12 protein-coding genes, 2 pseudogenes and 1 riboswitch are annotated in these 15872 nt (G+C 71.8%); of the genes and pseudogenes, 6 read left to right on the top strand and 8 right to left on the bottom strand.

Annotation, left to right across the window (positions count from 1 at the left end; all coding sequences use genetic code 11):
- Positions 1-731 precede the first annotated feature (731 nt).
- Positions 732-2516 (top strand): N-acetylglutaminylglutamine amidotransferase, encoded by a 1785-nt coding sequence (locus ACFYTT_RS30035; protein ID WP_387264277.1) that lies wholly within the window; start codon positions 732-734, stop codon positions 2514-2516.
- Positions 2517-2624: 108 nt separating this feature from the next.
- On the opposite strand, the gene ACFYTT_RS30040 is transcribed toward ACFYTT_RS30035, so the two are convergent.
- The 8 genes from ACFYTT_RS30040 to ACFYTT_RS30075 form a co-directional block, all read right to left on the bottom strand.
- Positions 2625-3761 carry a glutamate--cysteine ligase gene (locus ACFYTT_RS30040; RefSeq protein WP_387264279.1) on the bottom strand — a complete coding sequence of 379 codons (1137 nt, stop codon included), beginning with the start codon at positions 3759-3761 and terminating at the stop codon, positions 2625-2627.
- A gap of 127 nt (positions 3762-3888) precedes the next feature.
- Positions 3889-4911, bottom strand: coding sequence for a CPBP family intramembrane glutamic endopeptidase (locus ACFYTT_RS30045; RefSeq protein WP_387264281.1), 1023 nt, complete (start codon positions 4909-4911; stop codon positions 3889-3891).
- 187 nt (positions 4912-5098) lie between these two features.
- Entirely contained in the window at positions 5099-6199 is a 1101-nt protein-coding gene (locus ACFYTT_RS30050; protein WP_387264283.1) for a Gfo/Idh/MocA family protein, read from the bottom strand.
- A complete protein-coding gene (locus ACFYTT_RS30055; protein ID WP_387264285.1) occupies positions 6139-6879 on the bottom strand; it encodes a ThuA domain-containing protein in 741 nt (246 codons plus the stop codon). The genes ACFYTT_RS30050 and ACFYTT_RS30055 overlap by 61 nt, the downstream gene beginning before the upstream one ends.
- Before the next feature lie 94 nt (positions 6880-6973).
- Entirely contained in the window at positions 6974-7672 is a 699-nt protein-coding gene (locus ACFYTT_RS30060; protein WP_131054640.1) for a (2Fe-2S) ferredoxin domain-containing protein, read from the bottom strand.
- Positions 7669-8430: an ABC transporter ATP-binding protein gene (locus tag ACFYTT_RS30065; protein WP_387264287.1), complete on the bottom strand. Its 762-nt coding sequence runs from the start codon at positions 8428-8430 to the stop codon at positions 7669-7671. Before ACFYTT_RS30065 ends, ACFYTT_RS30060 begins: the two co-directional genes overlap by 4 nt.
- Positions 8430-9422 (bottom strand): FecCD family ABC transporter permease, encoded by a 993-nt coding sequence (locus ACFYTT_RS30070; RefSeq protein ID WP_387264289.1) that lies wholly within the window; start codon positions 9420-9422, stop codon positions 8430-8432. The genes ACFYTT_RS30065 and ACFYTT_RS30070 overlap by 1 nt, the downstream gene beginning before the upstream one ends.
- A gap of 71 nt (positions 9423-9493) precedes the next feature.
- Positions 9494-10477 carry an ABC transporter substrate-binding protein gene (locus ACFYTT_RS30075; protein ID WP_387264291.1) on the bottom strand — a complete coding sequence of 328 codons (984 nt, stop codon included), beginning with the start codon at positions 10475-10477 and terminating at the stop codon, positions 9494-9496.
- 30 nt (positions 10478-10507) lie between these two features.
- Positions 10508-10681: riboswitch (cobalamin riboswitch) on the bottom strand.
- Between the two features lie 130 nt (positions 10682-10811).
- On the opposite strand from ACFYTT_RS30075, the pseudogene ACFYTT_RS30080 reads away from it, so the two are divergent.
- From ACFYTT_RS30080 to ACFYTT_RS30100, 5 genes and pseudogenes are all read left to right on the top strand, one after another.
- Positions 10812-10979: pseudogene (locus ACFYTT_RS30080) on the top strand (TetR family transcriptional regulator); the annotation flags it as partial.
- A gap of 33 nt (positions 10980-11012) precedes the next feature.
- Entirely contained in the window at positions 11013-11486 is a 474-nt protein-coding gene (locus ACFYTT_RS30085) for a hypothetical protein (protein ID WP_387264341.1), read from the top strand.
- 111 nt (positions 11487-11597) lie between these two features.
- Positions 11598-12512, top strand: a complete 915-nt coding sequence (locus tag ACFYTT_RS30090) for an ATP-binding cassette domain-containing protein (protein ID WP_387264293.1) — start codon at positions 11598-11600, stop codon at positions 12510-12512.
- Positions 12512-14158 (top strand): annotated as a pseudogene (locus ACFYTT_RS30095) (ABC transporter permease). Before ACFYTT_RS30090 ends, ACFYTT_RS30095 begins: the two are co-directional and overlap by 1 nt.
- A 337-nt stretch (positions 14159-14495) precedes the next feature.
- Entirely contained in the window at positions 14496-15824 is a 1329-nt protein-coding gene (locus ACFYTT_RS30100) for a TrkH family potassium uptake protein (RefSeq protein WP_176093346.1), read from the top strand.
- Positions 15825-15872: the final 48 nt, after the last annotated feature.

Raw genomic sequence — 15872 nt, forward strand, 5'->3', positions numbered from 1 at the left:
AAGCGTGCCGGCTGTGCGGCGTGAGCCCACGCCGGGCCGCGCTGGCGCAGGCGCTGACGGCAGGCGCGAGGGATCATGGCGGCGTCTCCAGCCGGGGCTGACGGTGTCGGCGCGGGTAGGTGGGGAGATTTGTTGTCGCTGGAGCGACAACAAATCTCCCCACCTCCCCCAGCACGTCGCAACGCTTCGCCGAGGTTCGGCAGCGGGCCGCGTTGGCACGACTCCCGGCGACGGGCACGGCCACACGACGCGGACCCGGCCCCACACAGCAGGCACGACCGCACGGTGGCGGGCACGGCCACACGACAGCAGGCACGACCACACGACAGCGAGCCACGGCAGCACGATGGCGGGCACGGCAGCACGATGGCGGGCACGGCAGCACGATGGCGGGCACGCCCACACGACAGCGGGCTCGGCCACACGACGCGGACCCGGCCGCACCCAGCAGGCACGACCGCACGGTGGCGGGCACGACCGCACGACAGCAGGCACGGGCAGCACGACGGCGGGCACGGCAGCACGACGGCGGGCACGCCCACACGACAAGCGGGCACGGCAGCACGGCAGCGAGCGGCGCCGCGTGGTGGCGGTTTCGGGCGTTGACCAGCGGGTATGCGGACCGCCCACCCGACTCGGCGGCACGTCGCGGCGCACCACCACTACCTGCCACCGAAGACAGGAGTCGTCACCGGTGCCGGCATCACCCGCAGGAATCAGGACCCACTGACGTGTGCGGAATCGGCGGGGAGGCACGGTTCGACGGCGCGAGGCCGGACACCGACGCGGTGGACCGGATGAGTACGGCGATGCGGTCCCGTGGGCCGGACGGCGAAGGGCTGTGGAGCGACGACTGGGTGGCTCTCGGGCATCGGCGGCTCACCATCATCGACCTCTCCGAGGCCGGTGCCCAGCCGATGGTCCGTGAGGATCTGGGGCTCGCCCTGGTCTTCAACGGCTGTGTCTACAACTATCCGGAGTTGCGCGAGGAGCTGCGCGCCGCGGGGCACCACTTCACCTCGACCAGCGACACCGAGGTCATCCTCGTCGCGTACGCGCACTGGGGTGAGGCGTTCGTCGACCACCTGGTCGGCATGTTCGCCATCGGGCTGGTCGACCGGACGCGTCGACGGCTGGTCCTGGCCCGCGACCGCCTCGGCATCAAGCCGCTCTATCTCACCGAGACCCCGGGACGGCTGCGGTTCGCCTCGACCCTGCCCGCGCTGCTGCGCGGCGGCGACGTCGACACCACCATCGACCCGGTGGCCCTGCACCACTATCTCTCCTGGCACTCCATCGTCCCGGCGCCCCGCACGGTGCTGCGCGGTGTGCGCAAGCTGCCACCGGCGACGCTGCGGGTCGTCGAGGCGGACGGGCGCAGCCGCGAACGCGTCTACTGGAGACCCGAGTACGCCCGCGACCCCGCCCACTCCGGCATGGACGCCCGGGACTGGCAGGCGGCGCTCGGCGGCGCACTGCGCACCGCCGTACGCCGACGGCTGGTGGCCGACGTGCCGGTCGGGGTGTTGCTCTCCGGTGGACTGGACTCCAGCCTCATCGTGGCGCTGCTCGCCGAGGCCGGGCAGGAGCAGTTGCGCACCTTCAGCATCGGATTCGACAGCCGTGGCGGCGAGGCCGGCGACGAGTTCGGTTTCTCCGACCTGGTCGCCCGCACCTTCGACACCGACCATCAGCGGATCCGGCTCGCCGACGACGACCTGGTCCCGGCGGTACGCGCCACGGTGGCCGCGATGACCGAGCCGATGGGCAGCCACGACGTGGTCGCCTTCCACCTGCTGTCCGAGCAGGTGGCCCGGCACGTCAAGGTGGCCCAGTCGGGGCAGGGCGCCGACGAGGTGTTCGCCGGGTACGGCTACCACCAGCCGCTCGCCGAGGTGCCGCGCGACGGGGCGGTGGAGACCTTCGCGTCGGCGTTCTTCGACCGTGATCATGCCGAACTGTGCCGGGTGGTCTCCCCCGCGTACGCCTGCGACCACGATGCCAGCCGCGAGCTGCTCCTCGCCGAGTTGGCCGCGCCCGGCGCGCAGACCGCGTTGGACGCGGTCCTGCGGCTGGACACCCACCGGATGCTTCCCGACGACCCGGTCAAGCGGGTCGACAGCATGAGCATGGCCTGGGGGCTGGAGGTCCGCACCCCGTTCCTGGACCAGGATCTGGTGACGTTGGCGTCGGCCTGCCCGCCGGAGCACAAGGTGGCCCAGGGCGGCAAGGGCGTACTCAAGGAGGTCGCGCGGGAGGTGCTGCCCGCCGACGTCATCGACCGGCCCAAGGGCTATTTCCCGGTTCCCGCGTTGCGCAACGTGGACGGCGCGGTACGGGACATGGTCGTCGACGCTCTCCGGGCCCCGGCCGCCCGGCAGCGGGGCCTGTTCCGGCCGGAGTACGTCGCGCACCTGCTCGACGACCCCGACGCGGCGCAGGCGGCGGCCGGCAGCAACAAGCTCTGGCAGCTCGGTCTGCTCGAACTCTGGCTCCAGACCCACGACATCCGCTGACCGACCGCCCCCTGGGTGGCGGGGCACCCCACCCGCTCCGGCGAACGGGCGGGCCGGTTGGTCACCGTGCACGCGTCCGAGCACGGCAGCCGTGAGCGCCGGAACGGGTCAGCCGGTGGTGGTTTGGACGGCGAGGTGGTGCAGCAGCGTGGGAATGTCGCCGCCGGTGTCGCCGAGCAGGAGCCGCTGCCGGGCGGCGCCCGTGCCGGTGCGGCGGAGCCGGTCGAGCTGCTGCCGCACGTAGTCGAGGTCGCCGTGCACGCTCAATGCCGGGCTGACCACGGTCAGCAGGTCGGCGACCAGGTCCCAGGCCGGTCGGGGCCGGGTGGTCCGCAGGTCGATGAGGTCACCGTCGAGGCCGTGGTGGGCGGCCCGCCAGTGGGCGGCGGCGACCAGGCAACTGCGCAGCCGGGGTGCGGGGGTGCCACGCCGGATGTCGTCGACCATGGTGGTGACCAGGGCACGGACCAGCGCCGCGTGCAGCACGGTGTCGTCGACGCTCGGGCAGACGTCACCGACCCGGATCTCGATCGTGGGGTAGTTCGCCGAGGGACGGGCATACCAGTAGACCATCGTGGGATCGAGCATGATCCCGGCTTCCACGAGGTCGGCGACGGTGGCGTCGTACTCGGCGGCGGAGGCGAAGTAGGGGGTCGGTCCGATGCTCGGCCAGCGTTCCAGTTGCATGGAACGCCAGCTCGCGTGCCCGGTGTCGGACCCGTCGTGCAGGGGCGAGTTCACCGTGATGGCGTGGATGACCGGAAGCCACCCCCGTAGGTGGTTGCCGACCTGGACGGCCAGTTCCCGGTCGGGCAGGCCCACGTGCACGTGACAGCCGCAGACGGCGGGATCGTGCGCGACCGGGCCGAATCGGCGGGACATCGCGTGGTAGCGCGGTTCCTCCGGTACGGACCGGTGTTCCTCCCGCACCGGGGTGGCCCCGAGGGCGACCAGGCTCGCTCCGGCGGCGTGGGCGGCGTCGGCGGCGGCGCGGCGCAGCGTCAGCAGGTGTTCCCGCAGTTCGCTCAGTTCGGTGCAGACCGGGGTGACCATCTCGACCATGCTGTGCCGGAACTCCTGCCGGCTCTGTCGACGGGCGTCGGCGGGCAGGGCCGCCCGCACCTGCCCGGCCACCGGCAGGCTCTCCCCGGTCGCCGGGTCCAGCAGCAGGAACTCCTCCTCGACCCCCAGGGTCAGGGGTGGGGTCACCTCGAACTCCGGCGCCGACACCCCGTGATCACCCATCCTCGACGTCCCATCCGCCAGTGGCGACGATGCTCGCCGCCGGAGACCCCGCTTTCCCGAGCACGGCACCGGCAAACGACGTCCCCGCCACCACCACGCCCATCACACGCCCCCGTCCGGCCGCAGATCAGGCCGCGCAGCACGACACCGGCGCGACGTCCGGCGCGACCGTGACCACCGCGAGGTAGGCACCGAAGATCCAGAGCGGGATGCTGACCAGGTCGAACGCGTCGTCGTTGCCGACCGATGCGTGGCCGGTGCCGTTCTCGACGCGGCGGCGACGGGCCAGCCACAGCACCACACCGCCGTACAGGCCGGTCACGCACATGCTGATCATCGCAGCCCTCGCCGACACGTCGGCCTGCTGCGCCTCCAGCGTGCCGGTCACGACCGCAAACCCGAGCCCCGCCACGTTGTTGACCACGTGCAGTGCGATGGCGGCCTCCAGCCCACCGGTGCGGATCGTCACGACCGCCGTCACCGCGCCGAAGAAGACCAGGTCGGCCATGCCCCAGCCGGTTCCCCAGCCGTGGGCCAGGCCGAACAGCACCGACGACACCGCGATCCCCGGCCACGGCGACCGGATCCAGGACCCGAACGCCTGGATCAGCCAGCCCCGGAACAGGTACTCCTCACCGGCCGCCTGCAACGGCACCAGCAGCACCACGACGGCCAGACCGGCCGCGACCCGCTCCCACCCCGCCCAGTCGCTCTCCTGGCCGCCACCGGGCAGCAGACTCAGCACCCCGAGATGCAGCACCAACGCCGGTACGGCGACCAGGAGGCACGTCGCCAGCCACCGCCACCGCAACCGGCCCACCACCGACGACACCGTCCCGGCCGGGCGACGCTGGACCCAGCGGGCGGCCAGCAACGTCAACGGAATCAGCAGTCCCAGCGTGACCATGGTGACGGCCAGCTCGGCCTCCGGGCTGCCGCCCAGGAAATCCTCCGGCCCGTCCAGCAACCACACCACGGCGCTGGCGGCCCCGAACCCGCCGATCAGCACCACCGGCAACCCCACCATGATCAGCAGGGTGCCGAGCAGGGGCCGCCACCAGCGGTGCCGGTCGGTACGAGCGAGCCGGTGATACGGGACCGGAGCGGGCGCCGGAGTGGGGCTCTCCGACTCGGGAAGCGTGATCGTCATGCGCTACAGCCTGTCCGGACGCGCCCGCCGGATCGTCTGTCGTCTGCATGAACCCCGGCTACGACTATCGTAGGAATTCGCGCCGCTGCCCCGTCCCCGCAGCCACCGGCACGGGCTGCGGGTACGGTCGCCGCTCACGCCCTCAGCACGTGCTCCCACAAGGCCGGTCGCACGCGCCGAGGACCGGCTACCGGGACCACTCCTGCGCCGGGGTCAACGGGACGGGTGCGGGGCGTGCCACCGTCGTCGTCAACTCGACCCGTCGGCCCTCGGCGGCCGACCGGAGCAGGGCGGTCATGATGTCGAGGACGTGCAGCGCCACCTCGCCGCTGGCCCGGGGCGGACGCGCCTCGTCGGCCCCGACGAGATCGATCAGGCCGACCCCTCGGGTGGCGGCGACGTAGCCGGCCCCCGGTTCGAGGACCCGCCACCCGGGGCCGTCGAGCGCGACATGACGGACCTCGCCGTCGAAGGTGTTCGGATCGGGTACGGCGAGGGTGCCGCTCTCCCCCTGCACCTCGATGGGCGCGGCCGTCGTGGTGACACCGTCGAAACTGGTGGTGAGGGTGGACAGGGCGCCGTCCGCGTGTTCCAGCACGCCGCTGACGTGGGTCGGCACCTCGACCGGGATCCGCTGCCCGAGTCGGGGGCCCGAGCCGACGGTCCGGGTATCCCGCAGCCGGCTCGCCGCCCCGATCACCGCACGCACCGGCCCGAGCAGGTGGACCAGCGACGAGACGTAGTACGGCCCCATGTCCAGCAGCGGGCCTCCACCCGGGGCGTAGTAGAAGTCGGGGTCGGGGTGCCACCGCTCGTGGCCCGGAGTGACCATGACGGCCGACGCGGAGAGTGGGCGGCCGATCAGTCCACCGTCGATCGCCGCCCGGGCGGTCTGCGTACCGGTGCCCAGGACGGTGTCCGGCGCGCATCCGACCCGGACGCCCGCCGACGAGGCCCGGTCGATGAGCGACCGGGCCTCCGGGAACGTGACGGTGAGCGGCTTCTCGACGTAGACGTTCCGTCCGGCGTCGATCGCCGCGCCCGAGATCTCAGCGTGCGCCGCCGGGATCGTCAGGTTCAGCACCGTCGCCACCTCGGGGTGGCGGAGCAGCCGCTCGACACTCACCGCCTCGGCGCCGGGAATGGTCGCGGCGGCAGCGGAAGCCCGGGCCGCGTCCAGGTCGGCCACCGCGACGACGCGGACCCGGGGGTGGTGGGCGAGCGTGCTCAGGTACGCGCGGGAGATGACCCCGAGACCGACGATGCCGACGCCGTGCGGGTCGCCCACAGCATTCCCCTCTCGATGACGGTACGGACGGCCGTGTGTTCCAGCACGTCGAGGCTGTGTCCCGGAGTCGTCACGACGATCCGCCCGGCTCCCCAGGTGCGGGTCCAGATCGCCGGCGAGGTGACCGGCCGGTGCCACGGGTGCCACGCTTGAGTCGGGTGGGTGGTGGTGGCCAGGACGTCGATCAAGTCGTCGTGCAGCACCCAGTACTGCTCGGTGACCAGGTCGAAGTCCTCGATCCCGGCGGTGATCGGATGGTTCCGGCCGAGGTCGGTGATCGTGACCGAGTGGGGCAGGAAGCTGTCCTGCTCTCCGCCGCCACGGGCACACGGCTCGACGCCGGGGTGGACGGCGAACTGGCCGCCCACCAGGTGCAGGTAGTCCGAGGAGGCCCGGAACGAGTCGACGATGCCGCCGTGCCAGCCGGTGAAACCCGTCCCGGCGACGACCGCCGCCGCCAGGCCCGCCACCTGCTCCCCGGTGATCTGCGACATCGTCATGCACTGCACGATCAGGTCGGTGGCGGCCAGTTCGGCGGCGTCGGCGTAGACCTCCGTCGACTCCTCCACCCGTACCTCGTATCCGTTGCGTTCGAGGAACGGGATGAACAGGTCCGTCGCCTCGACCGGCCGGTGACCCGCCCATCCGCCTCGGACCACGAGGGCTCTGCGCCGCACCACACCCGCTCCTTCCCGACCCGTCGCCCCAGGACGCTTCCGTCCGGGCCGACGCCCACGCCATGACGACCGTCGATAACCGTACCGGGCTTCGCGGTCACGAGTCGCGTGGGCGTCTGCCGTCGACCGGTGTGCCGTCGCGCAGGTGCACGTCGGCGATGAGGACGGCGAGGTCCGCGTCCACGTGTTCGTACCAGGTGTCGTCGGGATGCACGACGACGAGCGGCCCGAGGTTGCAGGGGAACAGACAACCGGTCGAGGTGACCAGGACGTCGTCGTCGCCGAGGCCGTTCGCCTTCAGGCGGTCGCCGAGGGTGGCGGCGACCTGGTTGGCGCCGTACGCGGTGCAGCGCGGCCCACGGCACACCAGCACGTGTCGGCGGTGTCGGGTGATCTGCGACCAGGCGGGGCTGCGGAACGGTCCGGGGTTGCCGTCGAGCGTGGTGTGGTCGCCGGTGACGGCGTCGCTGACTGCTGTGACCAGCGCGGGCTGTGTCGCCAACGGCGGGGCGAGCAGCACGCGTACCTGCCGGTCCCGGGTGGTACGCCAGTGGGCCACCGCGCGGCGGAGCCAGGTGTCGAGGTACCGGTCGGGCGGCAGGTGCACGGCCACGAGCAGGACCTCGTCATGCTCCGGTACGGCGTCGAGGGCGGCGTGCAGGGAGGGCTCGGCGCCGTCGAGGAAACAGGCCCGCACCGGTACGCCCACGGCCTCGGCGACCGCTGCGGCGAGGCGGTGGATCGCGTCGTGGCCGCCGTGGTGGGCCGCCCCGCGCGAGACGAGCAGGACGTTCATACTGCCGGGGCCCGGTAGGTGATGACCGGTCGTCCATCATGGACCGTCACGTCGGCGTCCACGGCGTACACGTCGGCGAGCAGCGCGGGCGTCAGCACGTCGGCAGGCGTTCCGGTGGCGACGACCCGACCGTGGTGCAGCACCACCACGAGGTCGCAGAACATCGCGGCCAGGTTGAGGTCGTGCAGGGCGGCGAGAGTGGTGACGGCGCTGCGACGGACCAGGCCCAGCAGTTGGAGCTGGTGGCCGATGTCGAGGTGGTTGGTGGGCTCGTCGAGCAGGAGCAGTTGCGGTTCCTGGGCCAGGGCCCGGGCGAGTTGGACCCGTTGGCGTTCCCCGCCGGAGAGCGTCTGCCAGCGGCGGTGGGCGTACCCGGTCATGTCGACGCGGTCGAGCGCGTCGGCGGCGGCGGCCCGGTCGGTGTCGGTGTCCGACCAGCGGGAGCGGCGGTGCGGGGTGCGGCCGAGCAGCACCACGTCGAGCGCGGTCAGGTCGAGGTCGGTCTCGGCGTACTGGGCGAGCAGGGCCATCCGCCGTGCCGCGCTGGCACGCGGCAGCCCGGCCACGTCGTCGCCCGCGACGGTCACGGTCCCGGATCGGGGGGCGATCAACCCGGCGACGACCCGCAATAGGGTGGTCTTGCCGGACCCGTTGGGGCCGAGCAGTCCGACCAGGGTGCCGCGCGGCGCCGCGCACGTCACGCCGTCGAGGAGTCGCGCGGCCGGCACCGACCACGAGACGTCGCGGATCTCCAGCATCAGGTGTTCCGGTCCCCTCGGCGCAGCAGTAGCACGAACGCGGGCACCCCGAGCAGGGCGGTCAGCACGCCCACCGGCAGTTCGCGGGGGTCGAACAGGGTCCTGGCCGCAGTGTCCACCCAGATGAGGAAGATCGCTCCGGCGAGGACGACGACCGGCAGCAGCCGCCGGTGGTCGGGGCCGGTGAACCGCCGCACGGCGTGCGGCAGGATCAGGCCGACGAACCCGATCGCGCCGCTTATCGAGACCAGCACGGCGGTCAGCAGCGCCGTGGTGACCAGCAGCAGCCACCGGACACGCCGGACGTCCACGCCGAGGGCGGCGGCGGCCTCCTCGCCGAACGCGAACGCGTTGAGCGCACGGGCGAACCGGAGGATCACGGCGAACCCCACCGCGAGCAGCGGCGTCGCCCACGCCAGTGCGGTCCAGTCGACGCGGGCGAGCGAGCCGGACAGCCAGAAGGTGATGCTCTGGGTGGCATGCGGATGGGCCACCCAGATGATCACGAACGTCGTCAGCGCGGCGCAGAGCTGCGCGACGGCGACGCCGGCCAGCACCACCCGGGTCGGTCGCAGGACCGCGCGCCGGCCGGCGGCGGCGACCACGACGGCGAACGCGGCGAGCGCCCCCACGAACGCGCCCCCGGTGAGCGCCACGGCACCCGCGCCGAGTCCCAGGACCAGGACGGCCACGGCACCCAGCGACGCCCCCGAGGAGACACCCAGGAGGTACGGGTCGGCGAGCGGATTGCGGGTGACGGTCTGCATGACCGCCCCGCAGGCCGCGAGGCCGGCCCCGACCACGGCGGCGCCCAGCACCCTCGGCAGCCGCAGTTCCCACACGATGTGGTCCCGCAGCAGCGGCACGTCGGCGCTCGTCAGGCCGAGATGATCGGTGATCACCAGCCACACGGTGCCCAGCGACAGGTCTGCGGGCCCCACCGTCACGGCCGCGGCCACCGACAACACCAGGCCACCCGCGAGTACGACCACCACGGCCACCATGCGCACCGCTCGGACCGGCTTCGCCGGAGTAGTCTGCGCCGGCCGGGTGGTGACGGTGGTCAGCTGCTCACCCCGCCGACGCCCCGGGCCAGCGCCTCCACGGCGAGCACGTTCCGCACCCCGGCCGCGGTGGAGGAGAAGGCCAGGGTGACGTACCGCTTGCCCTTGACGGCCGGCAGGTCCCTGAGCGCCGCGTGCTTCTCGAGGAACGCCTGCTTGTCGGCGGCGGTGTCCCAGCTCGCGTCGACGAGCACGATGACGTCGGGGTTGCGCTCGACGACGGCCTCCCAGTTGGTGTCGGCCCAACTGCCGGTCAGGTCGTCGAAGATGTTGGTGACCCCGGCCGCAGACATGATCATCGCCGGGCCGCCACAGCAGGCGCCGGCACTGGGCGCGTCGTTGCCGCCGTCCCACCAGAGCACCCGCGTGCCCTTCGCGCCCGCCGACACGTTCGCGATGCGCTGCTTCTGGTCGGCGATCAGCGTCTCGGCCCGCTCCACGACGCCGAAGATCGTGGCGATCTCCCGGATCTCGGTGAACACGTCGTCGATCGCCAGCTTCGCCGGTCGCGTCTCCTTCGGACATCCGGCGGTGGAGACGTACGTGCCCACGCCGAGTTTCTGCCAGTCGGCGCGGTCACCGGCCCCCTCGTCGCCGAACGCGCTCGCGAAGGAGGCGTAGACGAAGTCGGGCTCCAGTTCGAGCAACTTCTCCTTCGACGGGTACTCCTTGGCCAACACCGGCACCTTCGCGTACGCGGCGGCGTACTCCGGTAGCACCTCGTCGTCGAGGTAGGCGGTGCCGGCCATGCGGTCCTCCAGGCCGAGCGCCAGCATGATCTCGGTGGCAGGCTGGTTCATCGTCACCACCCGCGCCGGAGGGCTCGGGACCGTGACCGGTGTGCCGCAGTTGGTCACCGAGACCGGCCCGGCGGCGGGGGCCGTGGCAGTCGGCTCACTGTGGCCGGTCGCGGAGCATCCGCCGACCAGGGCGAGCATGACGGAGAGCGGCGCAGCAACGCGCCAGGACGCAGGGAACCGCATAGCGGGACCACCTTCCAGCACCTCGTGGACGGGTCGTACAGGTGCCGTGGCCGGTCTCCTGGCTGACGGGTGGTGCGCCGGTGGCCGGCCTTCCCAGGCATACGCCCAGTGACCTTGCGGTGGCCTCCAGCATCCCGATCACAGTGGCGAGGGCCGCACCGGTTTCACACCGGCTTCCCGAGCACCACGGCGAGGTCACCCTAACCAACGCAGGCAGCACCGTCAGTGGCCTAGATCATGGCGGGAGTCCACGTCGGCTCCGCCTGCCCCGGGACGGCCATTGCGGGATCGTTGAACGGGTGTTTAATCTGGTGTCGTGGCGTCGGACGACGTGATGTCGGCAGGGCGCGGTGGCGAGTTCGCCACCGCGAGCCGTATCCGTGACGCCGCCATCTCCCGCTTCGCTCGGGAGGGATTCGGTGCCGGGCTGCGCGCCATCGCCGCCGACGCCGGTGTCGCCGCCGGTCTGATCGTTCATCACTTCGGCTCGAAGGACGGCCTGCGTCGCGCCTGCGACGAACAGGTGCTCGCCGTGATGCGCGAGCAGAAGGCGAAGACACTGACCGACGGCACCGGCACGACCCTGTTGGCGCAACTGGCGGAGGTCGAGCAGTACGCGCCGATCGTGCGATACCTGCTGCGCAGCATGCAGGCCGGTGGTGAGCTGGCGGCCACACTCATCGAGCACATGATCGCCGACGCGGAGGAATACCTCTCCACGTCCGAGTCCGCCGGTGTGATCAAGCCCAGCCGGGAGCCCGCCGCCCGTGCGCGGTATCTGGCCTACCAGGCCACCGGCAGCATGGTGCTCTGGTTCACCCTGCACGGAGCCGGTGCCGCCCCGGACCAGTTCGCGGCCCTGTTCCGCCGCTACATCGACGATCTCACGTTGCCGGCCCTGGAATTGTTCACCGAAGGGCTGCTCGTCGACCGGTCGATGCTCGACGAGTACCTGATGTACGTCCCGGATCCGCCTGCCGCCCCCGGCGCGGACACCGCTGCACCGTAGTCACCACATTGCCCTCTGGGCGTGGCCCCTCCTTCCACCGCCGGTCCCACCGGTCGGCGGCATCCGTTCCGGCCCGGTGTGCCGGGCCTTCCTCGAACGAGGTCTCCCGCGATGACTGCTGCCATCGACATCCGACACGTCACCAAGTCCTTCGGCCGCATCCGCGCGTTGGACGGGCTGGACCTGCACGTCGCCGCCGGCACCGTGCACGGCTTCCTCGGCCCCAACGGCGCCGGCAAGTCCACCACCATCCGGATCCTGCTGGGCCTGCTGCGCGCCGACGAAGGCCAGGCCCGGCTGCTCGGCGGTGACCCGTGGGCGGACGCGGTGTCCCTGCACCGTCGGCTCGCCTACGTCCCCGGCGACGTGGAACTGTGGCCGAACCTCACCGGCGGCGAGGCGATCGACCTGTTCGCCCGGCTGCGCGGCGGTGCCGACCCGGTCCGCCGCGACGAACTGTGCCAACGCTTCGAGCTGGACCCGAGCAAGAAGGGCCGCACCTACTCCAAGGGCAACCGGCAGAAGGTGGCGCTGATCTCCGCGCTCGCCAGCGACGTGGAACTGCTGCTGCTCGACGAGCCCACCGCGGGGCTTGACCCACTCATGGAGGCGGTGTTCCAGGAGTGCATCCGCGAGGCCAAGGAGGCCGGCCGGTCGGTGCTGTTGTCCAGTCACATCCTCGCGCAGGTCGAGGTGCTCGCCGACCAGATCTCGATCATCCGGCAGGGCCGCATCGTCGAGACCGGCTCGCTGACCGAGCTACGCCACCTGACCCGTACGTCGGTCGACGTGGTCACCGACCAGCCCGCCGACGCGGTGGCCGGTATGGCCGGTGTGCACGGACTGCGGGCCGAGGACGGCCACCTCCGCTTCGAGGTCGACGGCGAGCACCTCGCCGCCGTGGTGCGCCGGCTCGGCGACCTGGAGGTGCAAGGACTGACCGTCCGCCCGCCGACCTTGGAGCAGTTGCTGCTGCGTCACTACGGCGACCAGCCCGCGCACGCCTCGGCCACGGAGGTGGCGTGATGACCACGACGACGCCGCGCGGCCCGGTACGCACCGGTTCCTCCGCGACCGGGACCGGCACCCTGCTCAGGTTCATGCTGCGCCGGGACCGGCTGCGGTTCCCGGCGTGGACGCTGGGCCTGCCACTGCTGATGGCGTACTTCACCACCGCGCTGGAGGCCGTCGCCCAGACCCCGCAGGACCTGGCGGGTCTGACCGCCTTCACCTCCAGCCCCGCCGGAGCACTGTTCGGCGGACCCGGCTTCGGCTTCGACGACCTGACCGTCGAGCGATTTCTCGCCGGGCAGTACGGGCTCTATGTGATCATCGGTGCCGGCCTCATGGGGATGCTGACCGTCGTGCGGCACACCCGCGCCGAGGAACGCTCGGGCCGTGCCGAACTGATCCGGGCCAACGTCGTCGGCCGGCACGCTCCGCTCACCGCCGCACTGATCCTCACCGCCGCGATGGCGGTGCTGGTAGCCGTGCTGACCGGCGCGATGATGGCCGCCCGCGGCTACCACCCGACCGGCTCGCTGCTGTTCGGCGCGTCCATCGGGGCGGCGGCGCTGGTCTTCGGCGGCATCGCCGCGCTCACGGTCCAACTGTCGGAGTACCCGAGGGCGGCCTCCGGCGCTGCCGGTGCCACGCTCGGCGCCGCGTTCGTCCTGCGTGGGCTGGGCGACATGGCAACGGTGCAGGGCAGCGGAGCGACCTGGTTGTCCTGGCTGTCGCCGATCGGCTGGTCCCAGCAGACCGCGCCGTAAGTCTACGACCGCTGGTGGCCTCTGGTGATATCACTGCTGGCCGCGTCGGCGACCGCCGCGCTGGGTTACGTCCTGTCGACGCGCCGGGACTTCGGTGCCGGCTTGGTACCGCCCCGGCCGGGATCGCCCCGGGCCGCCGCGTGGCTGGACGGACCGTCGGCGCTCGCGTTCCGCCTACAGCGGGCCGGCCTGATCGGTTGGAGCGTCGCCCTGCTCGTGGCCGGTGTCGCCTACGGGTCGTTCACCCAACCGCTGGTCGACGGCTTCGCCGACGCCCCACCGGACCTGGTGGAGATCATGGGCGGCTCGGCGAACATGCTCGACGGCTACCTCGGCATGATGGGCGTGACCATGGCGCTGGCCGTCGGGGTCTACGCGGTGCTGGCGATGCACACGCTGCGCGCCGAGGAGACCGACGGACGGGCCGAGCCGGTGCTGGCCACCGCGGTGAGCCGGGCCGGCTGGCTCGGCGGCGACGTGGCAGTCACCGCCGTCGGCGTGCTCTGGTTGCTGCTGGTCGCCGGGCTCGGCATGGGCGTCGGTGCTGCGGTGAGCACCGGCGACACCGGGTTGATCGCCACCCTGCTGCTCGGTCATGTCGCGCACACCCCGGCGGTCTGGCTCGTACTGTCCATCGCCGCCGTGCTGTACGCGACCGCACCCCGGGCACTGCCGGTGATCTGGGTGCCGCTCGGATACGGGCTGATCGCCGCCTACTTCGCCCCGGTCCTGGACATCCCCGACGGGCTGCTCCGGCTGTCGCCGTTCGCGCACGTCGGCGAGTACCCGCGCGAGAACGTCAGCGTGGTCGCGGTCGCGGTGCTGATCCTGCTCTCCGGTGCCCTGCTCCGGGCGGCCGTGACCGCCTTCGGTCGACGGGACCTGACCGGCGGCGCCTGAGCCCCGGCTCGTCGTGGCTGGTCGGTGACGCAGGTGGGAGCCGCCTCATACGCACGACCCGCCGGCCCCGGCCGGCGGGTCGTGCGTAACATGGCCGCCGGTGTGCCGGGAAGTCTGGTCGGCCGACGTTCGGACACGGGCGTCGCGAGGCTAGTGAGAGGCGACCGCCGGTGTCGGTTCGGGCCGAGAGCAGTGCGAGGAGACGACCTCGCCGTACGCTGCTGACACGCCGCGTACCGTCTGGGGGCGATTGTCCGGTCTCGGGTCGCCGCAGTGGTGCCCGGCGAGGTCGTTCCGATCCTCATCATCGACACCACACGTCGCCTGGTGTGGCCGGATGAGGCGTTGGATCCGCCCGCCGCAGGTCATCGTCTTCGCGTACGCGGTGTCGGTGGTGCTGGGTACCGGGGCGTTGATGCTGCCCGCCGCGCACCCCGGGCCGGGGCGGGCCACTTTCGTCGAGGCGCTGTTCACCGCCGTGTCGGCGGTCTGCATCACCGGCCTGGTGGTGGTCGACACGCCGACCTACTGGACGCCGCTGGGACACGTGGTGATCCTCGTACTGATCCAGATCGGCGGGATCGGTGTCATGACGTTCGCCTCGTTGCTGGGCTTGAGCGTGATGCGTCGGATCGGTCTGCGGTCGCGGCTGTCGATGGCGCAGGAGGTCAAGACCGTCGACATCGGCAGCGTCGGCGCGCTGGTCACCGGCATCGTGAAGACCACGCTGGCCATCGAGGCGGTGGTCGCGCTGGTGGTGTTCGTACGGTTGCTCGCCGGCTACGAGTCCGCACCGGGCCGTGCCGCGTGGCTGGCGGTGTTCCACACGGTCTCCGCGTTCAACAACGGCGGGTTCGCGCTGCACAGCGACAGTCTGGTGCGCTACGTCGCGGACCCGTGGGTGTGTCTGCCGCTGTGCGCGGCGGTCATCCTCGGCGGGATGGGTTATCCGGTGCTGCTGCAACTGCGCAGAGAGTGGGGTAGCCCCCTGCACTGGACGATGAACACCCGGATCGTCCTGCTGATGTCCGGCACACTGCTCCTGCTGGGTAGCATCTTCGTGACCGTGAGCGAGTGGTCGAACCGGGGCACGTTCGGGCCGCTGGGCGTGCCCGCCAAGCTCCTCGCCGGGTTCACCCACTCGACGATGGCGCGCTCGGCGGGGTTCAACAGCGTGGACACCTCAGCGATGGAACCGGTCACCTGGCTGGGCACCAGCGTCCTGATGTTCATCGGCGGCGGGCCGGCCGGGACCGCCGGAGGGATCAAGGTCACGACCTTCGCGGTGCTGCTGTTCGTGATCATCACCGAGATCCGGGGTGAACGAGCCGTCAACATCCTCGGCAAGCGGCTACCGCGTTCCACCCACCGCCAGGCGATCAGCATCGCGCTGCTGGCGGTGGCCGTCGTGGTGTCCTCGACCATCGCGTTGATGGCCGCCACCGACTTCGGTCTGGACCGGACCCTGTTCGAGGTCGTCTCGGCCTTCGCCACGGTCGGCCTGTCCACCGGCATCACCGCCGATCTGCCGGCAGCAGCACAGGTCTTGCTGGTGGTGCTGATGTTCGTCGGCCGCCTGGGGCCGATCACCCTGGCCACGGCGTTGGTGTTCCGCCACCGCACCCGCCTGTACGAACTACCCAAGGAGCGGCCGATCATTGGCTAAGTCGAACCCCTTCTCCTTCCGACGGCCCGGCCGTTCTCTCGGCGCAGA

Source organism: Micromonospora sp. NPDC003816 (genome assembly GCF_042874705.1).
GTDB lineage: Bacteria > Actinomycetota > Actinomycetes > Mycobacteriales > Micromonosporaceae > Micromonospora.